Annotated in this window: 16 protein-coding genes; 6 read left to right on the forward strand and 10 right to left on the reverse strand. The window is 74.6% G+C overall.

Features of this window, described 5'->3' with window-relative positions; all coding sequences use genetic code 11:
- Positions 1-92 precede the first annotated feature (92 nt).
- The 3 genes from arc to ACFWEK_RS00550 all read right to left on the reverse strand — a co-directional run bounded on the left by arc (position 93) and on the right by ACFWEK_RS00550 (position 4,123).
- Positions 93-1,760 carry a proteasome ATPase gene (gene arc, locus ACFWEK_RS00540; RefSeq protein WP_430546181.1) on the reverse strand — a complete coding sequence of 556 codons (1,668 nt, stop codon included), beginning with the start codon at positions 1,758-1,760 and terminating at the stop codon, positions 93-95.
- A gap of 172 nt (positions 1,761-1,932) precedes the next feature.
- Positions 1,933-2,967 (reverse strand): tRNA (adenine-N1)-methyltransferase, encoded by a 1,035-nt coding sequence (locus ACFWEK_RS00545; protein ID WP_430546182.1) that lies wholly within the window; start codon positions 2,965-2,967, stop codon positions 1,933-1,935.
- A 34-nt stretch (positions 2,968-3,001) separates the two neighbouring features.
- On the reverse strand, positions 3,002-4,123 hold the full coding sequence (locus ACFWEK_RS00550; protein ID WP_430552718.1) for a site-2 protease family protein: 1,122 nt from the start codon (positions 4,121-4,123) through the stop codon (positions 3,002-3,004).
- An 89-nt stretch (positions 4,124-4,212) separates the two neighbouring features.
- On the opposite strand from ACFWEK_RS00550, the gene ACFWEK_RS00555 reads away from it, so the two are divergent.
- Complete coding sequence (locus ACFWEK_RS00555) at positions 4,213-5,157, forward strand: RecB family exonuclease (RefSeq protein ID WP_430552719.1); 945 nt, start codon at positions 4,213-4,215, stop codon at positions 5,155-5,157.
- On the opposite strand, the gene ACFWEK_RS00560 is transcribed toward ACFWEK_RS00555, so the two are convergent.
- Both ACFWEK_RS00560 and ACFWEK_RS00565 read right to left on the reverse strand, forming a co-directional pair.
- A complete protein-coding gene (locus ACFWEK_RS00560) occupies positions 5,147-5,860 on the reverse strand; it encodes an HAD family hydrolase (protein ID WP_430546185.1) in 714 nt (237 codons plus the stop codon). The two genes, ACFWEK_RS00555 and ACFWEK_RS00560, sit on opposite strands and share 11 nt — an antisense overlap.
- 65 nt (positions 5,861-5,925) lie before the next feature.
- Positions 5,926-7,356: a polysaccharide lyase family 1 protein gene (locus ACFWEK_RS00565; RefSeq protein ID WP_430552720.1), complete on the reverse strand. Its 1,431-nt coding sequence runs from the start codon at positions 7,354-7,356 to the stop codon at positions 5,926-5,928.
- 114 nt (positions 7,357-7,470) lie between these two features.
- Here ACFWEK_RS00565 and ACFWEK_RS00570 point away from each other — a divergent pair, with 114 nt between their 5' ends.
- Complete coding sequence (locus tag ACFWEK_RS00570; RefSeq protein WP_430552721.1) at positions 7,471-8,391, forward strand: PAC2 family protein; 921 nt, start codon at positions 7,471-7,473, stop codon at positions 8,389-8,391.
- 30 nt (positions 8,392-8,421) lie between these two features.
- Here the strand turns inward: ACFWEK_RS00570 and mshC are convergent, their stop codons facing one another.
- Entirely contained in the window at positions 8,422-9,705 is a 1,284-nt protein-coding gene (mshC, locus tag ACFWEK_RS00575; protein ID WP_430552722.1) for a cysteine--1-D-myo-inosityl 2-amino-2-deoxy-alpha-D-glucopyranoside ligase, read from the reverse strand.
- A gap of 64 nt (positions 9,706-9,769) precedes the next feature.
- Positions 9,770-10,642 carry an undecaprenyl-diphosphate phosphatase gene (locus ACFWEK_RS00580; protein ID WP_430546189.1) on the reverse strand — a complete coding sequence of 291 codons (873 nt, stop codon included), beginning with the start codon at positions 10,640-10,642 and terminating at the stop codon, positions 9,770-9,772.
- A gap of 51 nt (positions 10,643-10,693) precedes the next feature.
- Between ACFWEK_RS00580 and ACFWEK_RS00585 the strand changes: the two genes are divergently transcribed.
- The gene (locus ACFWEK_RS00585; RefSeq protein ID WP_430552723.1) at positions 10,694-11,659 is read left to right on the forward strand and encodes an aldo/keto reductase; all 966 of its coding nucleotides are present in this window, start codon (positions 10,694-10,696) and stop codon (positions 11,657-11,659) included.
- Here ACFWEK_RS00585 and ACFWEK_RS00590 read toward each other — a convergent pair.
- Positions 11,641-12,015, reverse strand: coding sequence for a primosomal protein (locus ACFWEK_RS00590; RefSeq protein ID WP_430552724.1), 375 nt, complete (start codon positions 12,013-12,015; stop codon positions 11,641-11,643). The genes ACFWEK_RS00585 and ACFWEK_RS00590 overlap by 19 nt on opposite strands.
- Before the next feature lie 74 nt (positions 12,016-12,089).
- On the opposite strand from ACFWEK_RS00590, the gene ACFWEK_RS00595 reads away from it, so the two are divergent.
- Positions 12,090-12,341, forward strand: coding sequence for a DUF5703 family protein (locus ACFWEK_RS00595; protein WP_430546192.1), 252 nt, complete (start codon positions 12,090-12,092; stop codon positions 12,339-12,341).
- Between the two features lie 36 nt (positions 12,342-12,377).
- Positions 12,378-13,163, forward strand: a complete 786-nt coding sequence (locus tag ACFWEK_RS00600) for a fructosamine kinase family protein (protein ID WP_430552725.1) — start codon at positions 12,378-12,380, stop codon at positions 13,161-13,163.
- A gap of 41 nt (positions 13,164-13,204) precedes the next feature.
- Here the strand turns inward: ACFWEK_RS00600 and ACFWEK_RS00605 are convergent, their stop codons facing one another.
- Entirely contained in the window at positions 13,205-14,572 is a 1,368-nt protein-coding gene (locus ACFWEK_RS00605) for a M20/M25/M40 family metallo-hydrolase (protein WP_430552726.1), read from the reverse strand.
- 112 nt (positions 14,573-14,684) lie between these two features.
- Between ACFWEK_RS00605 and ACFWEK_RS00610 the strand changes: the two genes are divergently transcribed.
- Positions 14,685-15,983, forward strand: a complete 1,299-nt coding sequence (locus ACFWEK_RS00610) for a lytic polysaccharide monooxygenase (RefSeq protein ID WP_430552727.1) — start codon at positions 14,685-14,687, stop codon at positions 15,981-15,983.
- A gap of 43 nt (positions 15,984-16,026) precedes the next feature.
- Here the strand turns inward: ACFWEK_RS00610 and ACFWEK_RS00615 are convergent, their stop codons facing one another.
- A complete protein-coding gene (locus ACFWEK_RS00615) occupies positions 16,027-17,658 on the reverse strand; it encodes an ABC-F family ATP-binding cassette domain-containing protein (protein WP_430546196.1) in 1,632 nt (543 codons plus the stop codon).
- Between the last annotated feature and the right edge of the window lie 8 nt (positions 17,659-17,666).

The raw sequence follows: 17,666 nt of genomic DNA on the forward strand, positions 1-17,666 counted from the left end.
ACGAGATCGAGGTACCCGTCTCGAAGTCGACCCACGGTGGGTCGATCTCGGGACGGGTACCTCGATCTGGCGTCACCCGCGGCGGGCACGTCCTACAGGTACTGCCCCGTGCTGGTCACCGTGTCGATGGTGCGCGGGGTGCCGTCGCCGCCCTTCTTCTGGACGATCGTGCGGATGAAGACGATGCGCTCGCCCTTCTTGCCGCTGATGCGCGCCCAGTCGTCGGGGTTGGTGGTGTTGGGCAGGTCCTCGTTCTCCTTGAACTCGTCGACGCACGCCGACAGGAGGTGCTCGACCCGGATGCCGCGCTGCCCGGTGGCCAGGAAGTCCTTGATCGCCGACTTCTTGGCCCGGTCCACGACGTTCTGGATCATCGCGCCGGAGTTGAAGTCCTTGAAGTACAGGGTCTCCTTGTCGCCCGACGCGTACGTGACCTCGAGGAACTGGTTCTCCTCGTCCTCGGAGTACATCCGCTCCACCACGCTGCGGATCATCGCCCCGATGGCCTCGTTCTGGCTGCCGCCGTGCTCGGCCAGGTCGTCGGGGTGGATGGGCAGCTCGGGGGTGAGGTACTTGCCGAAGATCTCGGTGGCGCCCTCGGCGTCCGGCCGCTCGATCTTGATCTTCACGTCCAGGCGGCCGGGCCGCAGGATCGCCGGGTCGATCATGTCCTCGCGGTTCGACGCGCCGATGACGATGACGTTGTCGAGCCGCTCGACGCCGTCGATCTCGGCGAGCAGCTGGGGCACGATCGTCGTCTCGACGTCCGAGGAGAGTCCCGTGCCGCGGGTGCGGAACAGCGACTCCATCTCGTCGAAGAACACCACGACGGGCGCACCCTGCGTCGCCTTCTCGCGCGCGCGGGCGAAGATCAGGCGGATGTGCCGCTCGGTCTCGCCCACGTACTTGTTGAGCAGCTCCGGGCCCTTGACGTTGAGGAAGTAGCTCTTGGCCGTCGGGTCGCCGCCCTGCGCGCTGGCGACCATCCCCGCCAGCGAGCTGGCCACCGCCTTCGCGATGAGCGTCTTGCCGCACCCGGGCGGGCCGTACAGCAGCACGCCCTTGGGCGGCCGCAGCCCGTGCTCGCGGAAGAGGTCGGGGTGCGAGAACGGCAGCTCGACGGCGTCGCGGATCTGCTCGATCTGCGGCCCCAGCCCACCGATGTCCTCGTAGGCGATGTCGGGCACCTCCTCGAGGACGAGCTCCTCGACCTCCGACTTCGGCACCACCTCGTAGACGAACCCGCTGCGCACGTCGACCGTGAGCGCGTCGCCCACCCGCAGCTCCGCGTCGGCGACCGACCCGGCGAGGCGCACGACCCGCTCCTCGTCGGCACGCCCGACGACGAGCACCCGCTCGGCGTCGAGCACCTCCTTGACGGTCACCAGCTCGCCGGTGCGCTCGTAGCCGCCGACCTCGACGACCGTCATCGCCTCGTTGAGCTTGACCTCCTGCCCGGGGCGCAGCTCGGCGACGTCGAGGCCCGGGCTCGCCTGCACGTGCATCTTCCGGCCGGCCGACGAGATGTCGACCGAGCCGTCGTCGTGCGCGGCGAGGAACGTCGCGTACGTCCCCGGGGGCTTGGCGAGCTCGTCGATCTGGCCCTTGAGCTCCACGATCTGGTCGCGGGCGGCGCGGAGCGCCTCGGCGAGCCGCTCGTTCTTGGCGGCGAGGAGGGCGAGCTGTGCGTCGTGGCTCGGTCCGGTGGGCAGCGCCGGCTGCTCCGGTCGAGGCTCCGGGCGGACAGGGTTGTCGGACATCGCATCCCCTCTCGTGCGGCCCGGGTGACCGCCTCCCCGGGCGGGAAGGCGTCCCCGGAGTACAGCACCCTAGACATCAACACGGTCGTCCGGGGGTTCATTTCACGGAGCGGTCGCGAGGTTCACACGACCGAGACCTCCCGGTGACCTGCCGACGACCGCCCGTGGGCCGTCAGCCCTGCGCGTCGTCGGGGGCGACGCCGAGGTCGCGACGGACGCGGCGGATCTTCTTGTCCGAGACGGCGCGCTCGCCGAGCTCCTCCTCCGACCACTCGGCGTCGGGGGCGGGGTAGGAGCCCTTGGCCGGGCGCCGCGTGCGCTCCGGCGGCGTGACACCGTCGGCGAGCCGCCGCGCCGTGACGAGGAAGCCGGTGTGCCCGATCATCCGGTGCTGCGGGCGGACCGCGAGGCCCTCGAGGTGCCAGCCGCGCACCATGGACTCCCACGCCTGCGGCTCCGCGAACCGGCCGTCGGCGCGCAGGTCCTCGGCCGTGCGGGACAGCTGCGTGGCGGTCGCGACGTAGCAGATGAGCACGCCGCCGGGGACGAGGGCCCGCGCGACCGGGTCGACGTTCTCCCAGGGCGCGAGCATGTCGAGGACGACGCGGTCGACGCTGCCCGGCTCGGCCACGGTGGGCAGCACGTCGGCGAGGTCGCCGACCGACAGCCGCCACGCCGGGTGCTCGCCGCCGAAGAACGACTCGACGTTGCCGCGCGCGATCGCCGCGAAGTCCTCGCGCCGCTCGATGGAGTGCAGCTCGCCCGCGTCGCCCACGGCGCGCAGCAGCGACATGGTCAGCGCACCGGAGCCGACGCCGGCCTCGACGACGCGCGCGCCCGGGAAGATGTCCGCCATCTGCACGATCTGGCCCGCATCCTTGGGGTAGACGACGGCGGCGCCGCGCGGCATGGACAGCACGTAGTCGCTCAGCAGGGGGCGCAGGGCGAGGTACTCGATCCCCGCCGTGTTGGTCACGACCCACCCCTCGGGGCGGCCGATGAGGTCCTCGTGGCGGAAGTACCCCTTGTGCGTGTGGAAGGTGCCGCCGGGCTTGAGGGTGATGGTGTGCAGGCGGCCCTTGGGGTCCGTGAGCTGCACCCGGTCGCCCTCGCGCAGGGGCCCGCGGCGCAGGTCCGCACCCGTGGCGCGGCCGGTCGGGTCGGCGGTCGGGCGGTTCTCGGGCACGGTGGCGTCGGCGGAGGTCACGACGGGCGAGTCTACCGGCCCGCCTCCCGCCACCTCATCGGCGGAGCGCGGCCGCGACCCGGGCGACGTCGAGCACGCCCGTCAGGCGGCCGGCGTCCACGACCGGCACCACGCGCGCCCCGGACGAGCCGCGGGCGAGGCGGTCGAGGAGGTCGTCGCCCTCGAGCTCGGGGCTCACCGCGGACCCGGGCGGGAACGGGACGACGACGGCCTCCACCGGCGTGGCGGCGGCCTGACCCGCGGGCACGTTCGCGACCGCGGTCGGGTCCACCCAGCCGACGGGCTCCCCGGCGGGCCCGACGACGGCCACGACCGCGCCGGGCTGCCGCGCCGCCGCCTCGGAGACGCCGGCGACGGTGGCGGCGACGGGGAGCACGACGGCCGGCACGGCCAGGCCGCGCGCGGACAGCGTCGCGACCCGGGCCCTGGTCCGCGCACCCTTGATCGCGTCGCCCGCGCCGGACCACAGGAACGCGCCGATGAGCGCCGCCCACGCGACCGTCACCCACGAGGGCCTCCGCCCCTCGAGCAGCGGCCACAGCAGCGCCACGACCAGCACGCCGACCGCCACCACCCGTCCGACCCAGCCCGCCGCGAGCGTGCCCCGCGTGCGCGAGCCGGTCGCGCCCCAGACCGCGGACTCGAGGATCTGCCCGCCGTCCAGCGGGAGCCCCGGCACCAGGTTGAACAGCCCGACGAACGCGTTCGAGAACGCACCGGCCAGGAGCAGCGCGGTCACGACGGACGACACCGGCTGCAGGAGGTACACGACCCAGAACGCGGCCGCCAGCACGAGGTTGGTGAGCGGGCCGACCACGGCCACGAGGGCGCCGTCGAGCGGGCGCCCGCCCGACCCGGTGTACGCCGTGTGGCCGCCCCACAGCGTCAGCGCGATCTCGGTGACGCGGTGCCCGCGCGACCGCGCGACGAGGGCGTGCGCGACCTCGTGCAGGAACACGGACCCGAAGAGGAGCAGCACGAACGCGGCGGCGACGACGAGCACCGCCGTCGTCCCCAGCTGGGGTGCGAACCACGTCCGCACCGAGGGCGCGAACACGAGGGTGAGGACGACGGCTCCGAGGAACCACGACGGGGTGACGAGGACGGGCGCGCCCGCGATGCGGCCGACCACCCATCCCCGGGAGCGAGAGGTCACCCGGCCAGGCTATCCGGGCTGGCTGACCGTCGACCGATCGTCGGCCGGTGCGGGACGGCCTGTCACCGTTCGCCCGTAAGGTGGCGCGCATGACGACGACCGCCGCTCCCGACCCGTCGCCGACGGCGTCGCGGGCCCCGGCGCTGTCGCCGTCCCGCGCGGCCGACTTCATGCGCTGCCCCCTGCTGTTCCGCTTCCGCGTGGTCGACCGGCTGCCCGAGCCCCCGGCGTCCGCCGCCGCCCGGGGCACGCTGGTGCACGCCGTGCTCGAACGGCTCTACGACGCGCCGCGCGGCGAGCGCACGCCGGAGGCGGCGGCCGCCCTGCTGCCGGTCGAGTGGGAGCGGCTCGTCGAGGCCGAGCCGCGGTACGCGACGCTCTTCGACGACGGCGGCGACGCGGCCGACACCACGCCGACGGAGTGGCTCGGCCGGGCGCGGCGGCTCGTGGGCACCTACTTCACGCTCGAGGACCCCAACCGGCTGGAGCCCGCGTCCCGGGAGCTGCGCGTCGAGACGGCGCTCGACGACGGGCCCGTGCTGCGCGGGATCGTCGACCGGCTCGACGTCGCGCCCGACGGCGCGCTGCGGGTGGTCGACTACAAGACGGGCCGCGCGCCCGGGCCCGGCTTCGAGGGCTCCGCCCTGTTCCAGATGCGGTTCTACGGCCTGGTGCTGTGGCGCGAGCGCGGCGACCTGCCGCGCATGCTCCAGCTGCTCTACCTCGGGGACGGCCAGGTGCTGCGCGCCGAGCCGGCCGAGCGGGAGCTCGAGGCCACGGAGACCAAGGTGCGCGCCCTGTGGTCGGCGATCCAGGACGCCGCCCGCACCGGCGACTGGCGGCCGCGCCGCAGCAGGCTGTGCGGGTGGTGCGCCCACCAGGCGCTGTGTCCCGCGTTCGGCGGCACGCCGCCCGCGATCCCGCCGGGCGCGCTGCGCGAACGGCTCGGGGTGGACCCCGGGGGCGCGGCCTCGGACGTGGTCCTCGGCGCGATCCCTGACGTGGCGCCGGACGACGACCCCGTCAGAGCGTGAGGTCCACGACCTCGCCGGCGCCGATGCGCGACAGCGTCGCGACGTCGACCTTCTCCAGCGACGCGGCGCGGCTGAGCCCGTCCAGGTGCGGCACGGGCACGACCGCCTCGACGCCCAGGGTCGCGATGCCCGCGGCCCGCGCCGAGGCGATGCCGGTGGGCGAGTCCTCGATCGCGACGCAGGCCCCGGCGTCGACGCCGAGCCGCTCGGCCGCGACCAGGTAGGGCTCGGGGTCCGGCTTGCCCCGGGTCACCTGGTCGCCCGTGACGAGCGTGGTGAACGCCCCGGCGGGGCCGCGCGACACGACCTCCTCCGCGAGGGCCGAGTAGCTCATCGTCACCAGCGCGCACGGCACGCCCGCCTCGGCGAGGCTCGTGAGGAGGTCCAGCGCACCCGGCTGCCACGGCACCCGCTCACGGACCTGCTCCACGACCTGACCCAGCAGGCGGTCGACGATCGCGTCGGCCGGCAGGTCGACCCCGCCCTGGTCGCGCAGGATCGTCGCGGAGACCGTCAGCGCGTTCCCCACGAGCTGCAGCGCCTGCTCGTGCGTCCAGGTGCCGCCGTGCTCCGCGACGAGCTCCTGCTCGGCCCGGATCCAGTACGGCTCGGTGTCCACGAGAGTGCCGTCCATGTCCCACAGGACGGCCGCGGGCAGCGTCGGGGAGGTGGTCTGCGGGGCGGGGGCGAGGGTCTCGGGCACCCGTCCATCGTACGGACCGGCCCGCGCGCCCCGGCCCCCGCGCCCCCGTGAGATGGGGCACGCCGTCAGGGCAGGGCCACCTCCAGCACCCCCGCGCCCGTCCCGTGTTTCCCGTGGTGCTTCACCGCGGCGTACCCGTCCAGCGCCTCGTACGGGTAGACGTCGGCCGGGTCCCAGCCCGCGGGCCCGACCGGGCCGGCCGTGCCGTCGGTGACCACGTCGTCGAGGTCGACGGCGCTGCCCCGGAACCACGACCCGGAGTCCGAGAACCGGGTCGCGTTCCAGTTCGACACCGCCATCCCCGGCCCGGTGCTGGGCCCGGTGTAGTCGAACGCGTTGCCCTCCGACACCACGCTGGACTCGATGCCCAGCCCGATGCCGTAGCAGTGGTCCCCGGTCACCGGGGCGACCGGGTCCCTCGACGACCCGCTGTACCAGTTGTTCAGCACGTGCACCTGCCCGTACCGCACCCGCGGCGCCCGCTGGCAGACGCCCTCGAAGGCGTTGCCCACGAACGTCATCCGCAGGCGGCCCGCGTCGGTGTCGGCGTTGTCGTCGCCGGAGCCGATGAGCAGGGTCTTGTCGTGGTCGGTGAACCGGCTGTTCGACACGGTGAACAGGTCGCTGCCGTCCTTCACGTCGAACAGGCCGTCGTGGAAGTTCACCGGCCGCCCGTTCGGCCCCGCGGGCGCGGAGGTGTCCGGGAACCGGCCGTCCGTGAAGGTGACGTGGTCGACCCACACGTTCGTCGACGTCACGGACGACATCGCGTCGAAGCGTGCGTTCCACGCGCCCAGCTCGCCGTCCCACGGGTCCCAGGAGGTGAAGTGGTCGACGGGGGCCTCGAGGGTGAGGTTCCGGATCACGACGTCGTGGCTCAGGTGGAGCATGAGGGTCGCCGCGTCGAGCCCGGCGTCGTCGCCGAGGCCGAGGATCGTCGTGTTGCTGGGGACGGGGATCTCGATCTGTCGCTTGAGGTTGTTGCTGCCCGTGGTCCGCAGCCGCCGCTGCGGACCGCAGTACTCGTGCAGGGTGTCGCTCCACCCCTCGTCGCCGAAGCAGCTGAGGTACTTGTCCAGGTCGTACCCCGGCGCGTAGTCCTGCTCGCCGAGCAGGCGCCCGTCGGCGGCCTCGTTGCCGTGGACCGTGCCCCTGACGTACACCACCTTGGGCTCGTCCCGGCGTCCGCCGTTGTCCAGCGCGGCGAGGAGCCCGGCGCGGTCGGTCACGACCGAGACGGAGCCCGCCGGTGCCCCGGCCCCGCCGTCCGTCCCGCCGCCCTGCGTGGCCCAGCCCACCGTGGCCGCGTCGTCGGGCGAGCCGACGGGCGGGCCGCCGACCGCGTCCGCCTGTGCCGCGGGTGCCGCCAGCCCGGCGAGCAGCAGCGCCAGCACGGCCGGCGCGGACGCCGCCGTCGCCCGCCGCCGGACCCGCTGCCGGGTGGGACGCGGGACTGCCAGGGGGATGAAGCTCGTCGACCTCGCTGTCGCAGGCACGGTCACCTCCGTTGGTAAGCGCCTTCCGGTACCGAACCAGGGTGACCCTCGCGTGTCAACGACCATTCCCGCGCGGCGACCTCCGGCAGACCGCCCCCTGTATACGCTGGACGGATGACGACCGAGCCGGAGACCACCGGGCGCCACGCCGCACGGCAGACCGTGATGATCGCCGCGTTCGAGGGGTGGAACGATGCCGGCAGCGCCGCCACCGCCGCGCTCGAGCACCTCGCTCACGTGTGGGACGCCCGCCAGGTGCGCGAGCTCGACCCCGAGGACTACCACGACTTCCAGGTGAACCGGCCCGTGATGGAGACCGGGCCGGACGGCGTGCGCACGATCACGTGGCCCACCACGACGGTGTCGGTCGCGGACCTGCCGGACCGCACCGTGGTGCTGGTGCACGGCATCGAGCCGTCCTTCCGGTGGCGCTCCTACTGCGCCGAGCTGCTCGACCTGGCCGCCGAGCTGGGCGTACGCACGGTCGTGACGCTCGGCGCCCTGCTGGCCGACGTGCCCCACACCCGGCCCATCCCGATGACCGCCACGACGGAGAGCGACGGTCTGCAGGCGGTGCTCGACGTCGAGCCGAGCACGTACGAGGGCCCGACCGGCATCGTGGGCGTGCTGCAGCACGAGGCCGACCGCCGCGGGTTCCAGGCCGTGTCGCTGTGGGCCGCCGTCCCCCACTACGTGGCCAACCCGCCGTCCCCCAAGGCCACGCTCGCGATCCTCGCCCGCGTCGAGGAGCTCATCGCCGCGCCGGTGCCGCTCGGCGACCTGCCCGAGGACGCCGAGGCCTGGCAGCACGGCGTCGACGAGCTCGCGTCGGACGACGCCGAGATCGCCGAGTACGTGCAGCAGCTCGAGGAGGCGAAGGACACCGCCGACCTGCCCGAGGCGACGGGCGAGGCCATCGCTCGCGAGTTCGAGCGCTACCTGCGGCGGCGCGACGTCGGCGGCGACAAGGGCGGCGAGAAGGGCGGGGACAAGGGCCCCGACCGCGGCGGGGACAGGGGTCCGGACAAGGGCTGACGCCCCCGCGACGGCGTCAGGGACGCCGCGTCAGAGCCGGACGCCCAGCAGCGCGTTCACGGCCCGCGCCAGGACGCCGGGCGCACCCTCGTGGTCGTCGGACGTGTCACGACCGGGCTCGAGCGCGACGTCCGCCCAGGCGTCCACGGCGGCGAGCGCGGCGGGGCCGTCCAGGTCGTCCGCGAGCGCCGCGCGCAGGGCGCCCAGCGTCGCCGACGCGTCAGGGCCGCCGTTGCCGGAGACGGCCGAGCGCCACCGCTCGAGCCGTGCGACGCCGGCCTCGAGGTCGGCGTCCGTCCACTCCCACTCGGTGCGGTAGTGGTGCGCCAGCAGGGCCAGGCGGATCGCCATCGGGTCGACGCCCGCGCGGCGCAGCGCGGAGACGAACACGAGGTTCCCGCGCGACTTGCTCATCTTCTCGCCCTCGTAGGCGACGAGCCCGGCGTGCACGTGCACGCCCGCCCCGCCACCGCCCAGCAGGCGGTCGTGCGAGGTGGACATCTCGTGGTGCGGGAAGAGCAGGTCCGCTCCCCCGCCCTGCAGGTCGAAGGGCAGGCCCAGCCCGTCGCGGGCGATGACGGCGCACTCGATGTGCCAGCCGGGACGCCCGGTGCCCAGGGACGCGCCGTCCCACGCGGGCTCACCCACGCGCTCGCGGCGCCACAGCAGCGGGTCGAGGGGGTTCTTCTTGCCCTCGCGCTGCGGGTCCCCGCCGCGCTCGGCGAACAGGGCCGCCATGACCTCCGGGTCGAGGCGCGCCACCTGCCCGAAGTCCGGGTCGGCCGACAGGTCGGCGTACACGTCGCCCAGACAGGGGTCGTCCCCGCCGGCGCCCGGCTCGACGGGAACCCGGTAGGCCGCGCCCTCGTCGAGGAGCCGCTCGACGGCGGCGACCACGGCGGGCACGGACTCGACGGCGCCGGTCCAGGTGGCGGGCGGCACCATGCCGAGGGCGGTCATGTCCTCGCGGAAGAGCGCGACCTGGTCGGCGGCGAGCTCGCGCCAGTCGACGCCCGTGGCGTCCGCGCGCTCCAGCAGCGGGTCGTCGACGTCGGTGACGTTCGAGACGAACGTCACGTCCTTGCCGGCATCGAGCCACGCCCGGTGCAGCAGGTCGAACGCCAGGTAGGTGTTCGCGTGCCCCAGGTGGGTCGCGTCGTACGGGGTGATCCCGCAGACGTAGTAGCGGGCGGCGTGCCCCGGGGCCGGGTCCACGAGCCGTCCGGTGGTGCTGTCGTGCACCCGGACGGGGGTGCGGCGGCCGTCGGCCGGGTCGGGGAGCTCGGGGATCTGCGGGGCGGGCCAGGAACGCACGCGCCCAGGCTACCGGGCGTCTCACCCGGTCAGGTTCCCGACCGGCTGCCCGACCACGTCCCGGTCAGACGACGATGCCGCCGTTCGCGGTCAGCACGCCCGTCAGCAGCAGGACCACGACCACGGCGGCGAGGCCGAGGCGGTACCAGACGAACGGCATGAACGAGTGCGTGGTGATGAGCTTGAGGAATCCGATGATGACGACGTACCCGACGACGAAGGCGACGAGCGTCGCCACGAGGGTCGCGCCGGCGCCGGGCGAACCGGGGGCCGGGTCCTCGCCCACGGACTTGGCGAGCTGGTAGAAGCCCGACATCAGCACCGCGGGGATGGCCAGCAGGAACGAGTAGTCCGCGGCGGCCTTGCGGGTGAAGCCCATGAGCAGCCCGGCGGTGATCGTGCCGCCGGAGCGCGACACGCCCGGGATGAGCGCCAGCGCCTGGGCGAAGCCGAACGCGATCGCGCGGTTCGGGTTGAGCTCGTCGAGCCGGCGTGTGCGCCGGCCGATCTTGTCCGCCCAGCCGAGCAGCAGGCCGAAGACGACGAGCGTCGTCACGGTGATCCAGAGGTTGCGCAAGTAGGTCTCGATCTGGTCCTGGAAGAGCAGGCCGAGCACGCCGATCGGGATGGAGCCGAGCGCGATGTACCAGGCCATGCGGGCCTGGTCGTCGTGGGCGCCCATGCGGGAGCGCCAGTCGCTGCCGTGCGTGCCCACGAGGGACTTCCACCAGGCGACGCAGATGTCGCGGATCGTGCGGCGGTAGTAGAGCAGCACGGCGGCCTCGGTGCCGATCTGCGTGATCGCGGTGAACGCGGCCCCGGGGTCGGTCCCGCCGAGCAGCTCCCCCACGATGCGCAGGTGCGCGCTCGAGGAGATCGGCAGGAACTCGGTCAGGCCCTGGACCAGGCCGAGCAGGATCGCTTCCCAGGCATTCACGGGCGGTCACACTACCCGGACCTGCGAGGTTTCCCGGTAGCCTGGCCAGCCATGGAGCGTCGTCAGGTGGGCCGCACGGGCCTGCGCGTGTCCGAGCTCGGCCTGGGGACCATGACCTGGGGACGGGACACCGACGACCTGGACGCGGCGGAGCAGCTGCGCGACTTCGTCGACGCGGGCGGCACGCTCGTCGACACCGCCGCGACGTACGGCGACGGGGACGCGGAGCGCGTGATCGGGTCCCTGCTCGGTGACAAGGTCTCCCGCGCCGACGTCGTGCTCTGCACCAAGGGCGGCGTGCGCGCCGGCCGGTCGGGCGCCCGCGTCGACGCCTCCCGTGCGGGTCTGCTCGCCGACCTCGACGCGTCCCTCGCCCGGCTCGGCACCGACCACGTCGACCTGTTCCTCGTCGCCTGCCCCGACCCGACGACGCCGCTCGCCGAGACCGCGTCGGCGCTGCGGCTCGCGGTGTCCTCCGGCCGGGCGCGCTACGTCGGCCTGTCCAACCACCCCGGCTGGGCGTCCGCGCGGGTCGCGACCCTGCTGGAGGCGGACGGCACAGGGCTCAGCGCCGTCGAGCTCGAGTACTCCCTGCTGCAGCGGGGCGCGGAGCGCGACGTCGCGCCCGCCGCGGACGCGCTGGGGCTCGGCCTGCTGGCCTGGTCCCCGCTCGGCCGCGGCGTGCTGACGGGCAAGTACCGGCGCGCGATCCCCGCGGACTCCCGCGCGGCGTCGGCCCACCTGGCGGCGTTCGTCGACCCCTACCTGGACGCCGCGGCGTCGTCCGTCGTCGAGGCCGTGGCCACCGCGGCCGACGGGCTCGGGCGCGCGCCGCTCGAGGTCGCTCTCGCCTGGCTGCTGGCCCGCGACACGGTCGCCAGCGCGATCGTCGGGGCGCGGACGCCGGCCCAGCTGAGGGCTTCCCTCGCGGCCGTGGACCTCGACCTGCCGCGCGAGGTCCACGCCGCGCTCGACGACGTCTCCGCCCCGGAGATCGGCTACCCCGAGCGCTGGTAGGCCTGGCCCGGGGCGTCGGCCGGCCGGTCGGCGGGAGCCCCCGCCAGGTCGGGCCCCTCGAGGTCCGTGTCGAGCTCCGCGTCGAGGTCGTCGTCGTCCTCGTCGTCGTCCTCGTCATCGTCCTGGTCGTCCCCGTCGTCGTCCCCGTCGTCGTCCCCGTCGTCGAGGAAGAAGGGCGTGACCTCGGAGTAGACCTGGGCCAGCGCGTCCTCGTAGACCTCGAACGCGTCGGCCAGGACCTCGTAGGCGTCGTCGACCGCAGGGTCGTCGTCGCCCCGGCGGGTCGACACCGCGTGGTAGTGGGCCTCCAGCGCGGCGACGAAGCGGTCCAGCGCGGCACGCGGGTCTGCGGTCATGCTCTGACCGTAGCGCCCCACGGGGCACAATGGGCAGACGAAAACCGCCCGCCAGCACTTCGGGAGGACAGCGGATGGCTTCGATCCCGTCCACGCCGCAGGCAGACGCGCGCCCCGGCGCGCCGTCCGCCTGGCGCAAGCACGGACAGTACGAGTACCGCGTGCTGACCATCGACCGGGGCACGAGCGTCCCGGACGCGCGCAAGATGCTCACCGACGAGGCCGAGTACGGCCGGTGGGAGCTCGCGCGCACCCGCCTGTACATGGGCGGCGAACGCCGGGTGTGGCTGCGCCGCAAGATCATCAAGGTCAGCCCGACCTTCTGACCGGCCGGCACGCCAGGACGCAGGTCAGGACGTCGCATGGCCGACCACTTCCGCAAGTCGCGGGCGCACGCGCCGCCGGGGTTCTTCGCCACCGAGGCGGCGGGGCTCCGCTGGCTCGCCGTGCCGGGCGGCCCGCGGGTCGCCCGGGTGCTCGGGCACGGGCCGGAGCATCTCGACCTGGAGCGGGTCGACGCGGCGCGCCCCACGCCCGACGCCGCGCGCGACCTGGGCCGCCGCCTCGCCGTCGTGCACCGAGCGGGCGCCGCCGGGTTCGGCGTCCTCCCGCCGGGCGCCGGGCGCGGGTACTTCGGGCCGCTCGACGATCCCCTGCCCCTGGCAGCGGGGGTCTGGGGCGACTGGCCCGCCTTCTACGCGCACGCCCGGCTCCGGCCGGTCGTCGCGCAGGGCCGGGAGCGGGGCGTGCTCACCGCGCAGGACGCGGCCGCCGTCGAGCGGGTGTGCGGACGGCTCGGCGTCCTCGCGGGCCCTGCGGCACGGGAGGCACCGGCCCGCGTGCACGGCGACCTCTGGTCCGGGAACGTGCTGTGGTCGCGCGGGCCCGGCGGCTCCGCCGAGGCGGTGCTCATCGACCCGGCCGCCCACGGCGGGCACCGGGAGGCCGACCTCGCCATGCTCGCGCTCTTCGGGGCGCCGCACCTGGACGAGGTCCTCGCGGGCTACGACGCCGCGTGGCCCCTCGCCCCCGGGTGGCACGACCGGGTGCCGTTGCACCAGCTGTACCCGCTCGCCGTGCACGCCGTGCTCTTCGGCGGCGGGTACGTCGAGCAGACCCGCCACCTGCTCGCCCGCCTGGGCGGCTGACGACGGCTGAGGACGGCTGAGGACGGCTGGCGACGGCGTGGTCAGCAGTCGCGCAGCAGGCGGTCCAGCACGCGCGTGCCGAAGCGCAGCGAGTCGACCGGCACCCGCTCGTCGACGCCGTGGAACATCCCGGAGAAGTCGAGGTCGGCCGGCAGGCGCAGCGGCGCGAACCCGTAGCCGGTGATGCCGAGGCGGGACAGCGACTTGTTGTCGGTGCCGCCGGAGAGCGTGTAGGGCAGCACCGTGGCCCCCGGGTCCTCGGCGAGCAGGGAGGCGACCATCGAGTCCACGAGGTCGCCGGAGAACGGCACCTCGAGCGCGGTGTCGGCGTGGATCGGCTCGACGCGCACGGACGGCCCGGCCAGCTCGCGCAGCGTCGCCATCCCCTCCTCCTCGTGCCCGGGGAGCAGGCGCACGTCGACCGTGGCCTCGGCCCGCCCGGGGATGACGTTGGCCTTGTAGCCCGCGTCCAGCTGCGTCGGGTTGGACGTGTGCCGCACCGTCGCGCCCACGAACTTGGCGGCCGGGCCCAGCGCCGCGACGAGCGCGTCGACCGCGGCCGGGTCCTCGCCGTCGAACGGGAGGCCGGTGAGGTCGGACACCCCGCGCAGCAGCTTCTCCACGGTGGGAGTCAACGTGTACGGCCACGGGTGCTGCCCGATCCGTGCGACCGCCGCCGCGAGCTCGGTCACCGCGTTCTCGGCGTTCACCTGGGACCCGTGGCCGGCGCGCCCGTCGGCGACGAGCCGCAGCCACGCGAGGCCCTTCTCCGCCGTCTGCAGCAGGTAGGCGCGCCGACCTCCCACCTCCACCGAGAAGCCGCCCACCTCGCTGATCGCCTCGGTGGCCCCCTCGAAGAGCTCGGGCCGGTGCCGCACGGCCCACTGCGCGCCGCGCACTCCGCCCGCCTCCTCGTCGGCGAAGAAGGCGACCACGACGTCGCGCGCGGGGCGCCGGCCCTCGCGGACCATCTGGCGCACGACCGCCAGGATCATCGCGTCCATGTCCTTCATGTCGACGGCGCCGCGTCCCCACAGGAGGCCGTCGATCTCCTCGCCGGCGAACGGGTCGACCGACCAGTCGTCGGCCGCGGCGGGCACGACGTCGGTGTGCCCGTGCAGCACCAGCGCGGGCCGGGTCGGGTCGGCACCCTCGAGCCGCGTCACGACCGACGTACGGCCGGGCTCCGACTCGAACAGCTCCACCTCGAGCCCCACCTCCGTGAGCAGCCCGGCGACGAGCTCCGCCGCCCGCCGCTCCCCCGGTCCCTCGCCGTTGCCGTAGTTCGAGGTGTCGATCCGCAGCAGGTCGCGGCAGATGTCCACGACCTCCTGCTCGGCGGTGGGGTGCGGGTCCGCGGTCGTCGTGGGAGGCGTGCTCGGGCGCGGGGCGAGGGGCTGGGACGTCACCCCGACACCGTACCGGCGCCCGCGCGCGAAACGTTTAGCCGGGGTGACGCCGTCCGCACCGTGGACCACCGTCGTGCCCACGCACCCACGGACCTCGAGGAGGAGGACCATCATGCGAAGACTCGCGGCATCCCTCGCCGCCGCCGCGCTGGCCGCCGTCGGCATCGTCGCCGCCGTCGGCCAGCCCGCGGCAGCCCACGGGGCCGAGGTGTTCCCCGGCTCCCGCCAGTACCTGTGCTGGGTGGACGCCCGGACCCCGAACGGGCAGCTCGACCCCGGCAACCCGGCGTGCGCCGACGCGCTCGCCGAGAGCGGGCCGAACGCGTACTACAACTGGTTCGGCAACCTGGACTCGAACGGCGCCGGACGCACCGAGGGGTACATCCCCGACGGCACCATCTGCTCCGGCGGCGACCGCGGCCCGTACGACTTCTCCGCGTTCAACGCGCCACGCACCGACTGGCCGACGACGCACCTCACCGCGGGCGCCACGTACGAGTTCCAGCACAACAACTGGGCCGAGCACCCCGGCCGGTTCGACGTCTACGTGACGAGGGAGGGCTTCGACCCGGACCAGCCGCTCGGGTGGGCGGACCTCGAGCTGGTCGACTCCGTGACGGACCCGCCGGACACCGGGGGTCCGGGAGGCGACAACTACTACTACTGGGACGTCACCCTGCCCGCCGACCGCACCGGGCGCCACGTCGTGTTCACGCACTGGGTGCGCTCGGACAGCAGCGAGAACTTCTACAGCTGCTCGGACGTGGAGTTCGACGGCGGCGACGGCGAGGTCACCGGCATCGGCGACGGCACGGGCCCCGTGGACCCGCCCGCCTGCCCTGACGAGGCCCCGGGCGTCCCCGGCGAGGTGATGGCCCACGACGTGCGGGCCACGCAGGCGCACCTCATGTGGGGGGTCTCCCAGAGCGGCTGCGTGACGGGCTACGACGTGCTCGACGCCACGACGGGCGACGTCCTCGCGACGACCGACGGGTCACCCATGGTCGACCTCACCGGGCTGGACCCCGGCTCGACCTACGAGGTGACGGTGCGGGCCCGCAACGACAACACCGGCGAGGTCTCCGCCGCCACCGCGGCGGCCGCCTTCACCACGACGACCGACGACGGCCAGCCGACGGACGGCGCGTGCACCGCCGCCTACACCACGACGAGCTCGTGGTCCGGCGGCTACCAGGGCCAGATCGTCGTCACCGCGGGCGACGCCGACCTCGCCTCGTGGCGCGTCGACGCCGGCGCCATCATCTCCACGAACATGTGGGGCGGCGAGCTGGCGGACGGCGTCGTGACCCCGGTGGCGTGGACCACGCACGTCGCCGCCGGCCAGAGCGTGACCGTCGGCTTCGTCGGGTCCGGGCAGGCGCCCGCCGACGGGGCCCTCGCCTGCTCCTGACCGGCCGTACCCGCACCACGACACCGGGGCGCTCACCGGGCGGCTACGACCGCCGCTCGGTGAGCGTCCCGTCCGCGGCCAGCACCAGCTCGGCGTCGAGGCCGAGCCGGTCGAGGAACGCCCGGTCGTGGCTCACGACGAGCAGCGCGCCGCGGTACGCCGCCAGGGCCTGCACCAGCTGGTCGGTGCTGGCGATGTCGAGGTTGTTGGTGGGCTCGTCCAGCACGAGCAGCTGGGCGGGCGGGTCGGACAGCAGCAGGCGGGCCAGGGTCACGCGGAACCGCTCGCCGCCGGACAGCGTCGCGACCGGGCGGCCCACCTGGTCGCCCCGCACCAGGAACCGCGCCAGCCGGTTGCGCAGGTCTCCCGGCGCCACGTCCGGTGCGCCGGCCCGCACGGCGTCGAGCACCGTCTGGTCGTCGTCCAGCACGTCGAGCCGCTGCGGCAGGTAGCCGACCCGGTCGGTGAGCGTCTCGGCGACCGCTCCCGTCCCGACGTCGGCGCCCACGGGCGCCACCCCGACGAGCCGCTCCAGCAACGTCGTCTTGCCGACGCCGTTGGGTCCGGTCAGCGCCACGCGCTCCGGCCCGGCGAGCACGACCTCGCGCCCGTCCGTGCCCCGCAGGACGGCCAGCCGGCGCCCCGCAGGGACGTCCGGGTCGGGCAGGTCGACGACGATGCGGTCGTCGTCGCGCACGGAGAGCTCGGCGGCCTCGACCGCCGCCCGAGCGTCGGCCTCCTTCCCGGCGGCCTGGCCGCGCCGCGCGGCCTGCGACTTCTCGGCGGAGTTGCGCCGGTCGTTGATGGCGGCCTTGACGTACCGGCGCTCGACGACGTCCTTGCGTCCCCGGCGCTCGGAGTGCGCGATGCGCTCCTCGGCCTTGATCCGCTCGCGCTTCTCGCGCCGCAGGATCTGCTCGGCATCGCGCAGGGCGGAGCGTGCCGCCTCCTGCTGCGCCGCCAGGTGCTCCTCGTACTGCGCGTACGTGCCGCCGTACGTCGTGAGCGAGCCGGTGCGCAGCTCCGCGGTCTCGTCGACCAGCTCGAGCAGCTGCCTGTCGTGCGAGACGACGACGAGCGCGCCGCGCCACGTGCGCACGAGCTCGTGCAGGCGCTCGCGGGCGTCGCCGTCGAGGTTGTTCGTCGGCTCGTCCAGGAGCGCGACGTCGGCGCCCCGCAGGCGCACGCCCGTGACGGCGACGAGCATCGCCTCGCCGCCCGAGAGGGTGCCGACCGGGCGGTCGAGCACGCCGTCGCCGGCCGGGAGACCCGTGCCGGCGAGCTCGGCGAGGGCGCGCTCCTCGACGTCCCAGCCGTCGCCGACGACGTCGAACAGCGCCGCGAGCTCCGCCTCGGGCGCCGTGCCCTCCGTGATGGCGCGCACCGCGTCGACGACGTCGCGCACGCCCAGCAGGTCCGCGACCGTGGCGTCGGTGTCGAGCGTCAGCCGCTGCGGCAGGTAGTCCGCGACGCCGGACACGCTGATCGACCCGGACGTCGGGCGCAGCCGGCCGGCGACGAGGCGCAGCAGCGTGGACTTGCCCGCGCCGTTGAGGCCGACGAGGCCGGTGCGGCCGCGGGAGAAGGCGCCGGACACGCCGGCGATCGGGGTGGCCCCGTCGGGCCAGGAGAAGGTGAGGTCGTGCAGGACGACGGAGGGGTGGGGAGCAGGCACGAAGACTC

Origin of the sequence: Isoptericola sp. NPDC060257, from assembly GCF_042726645.1 — a bacterium.
Taxonomy (GTDB): domain Bacteria; phylum Actinomycetota; class Actinomycetes; order Actinomycetales; family Cellulomonadaceae; genus Isoptericola; species Isoptericola nanjingensis.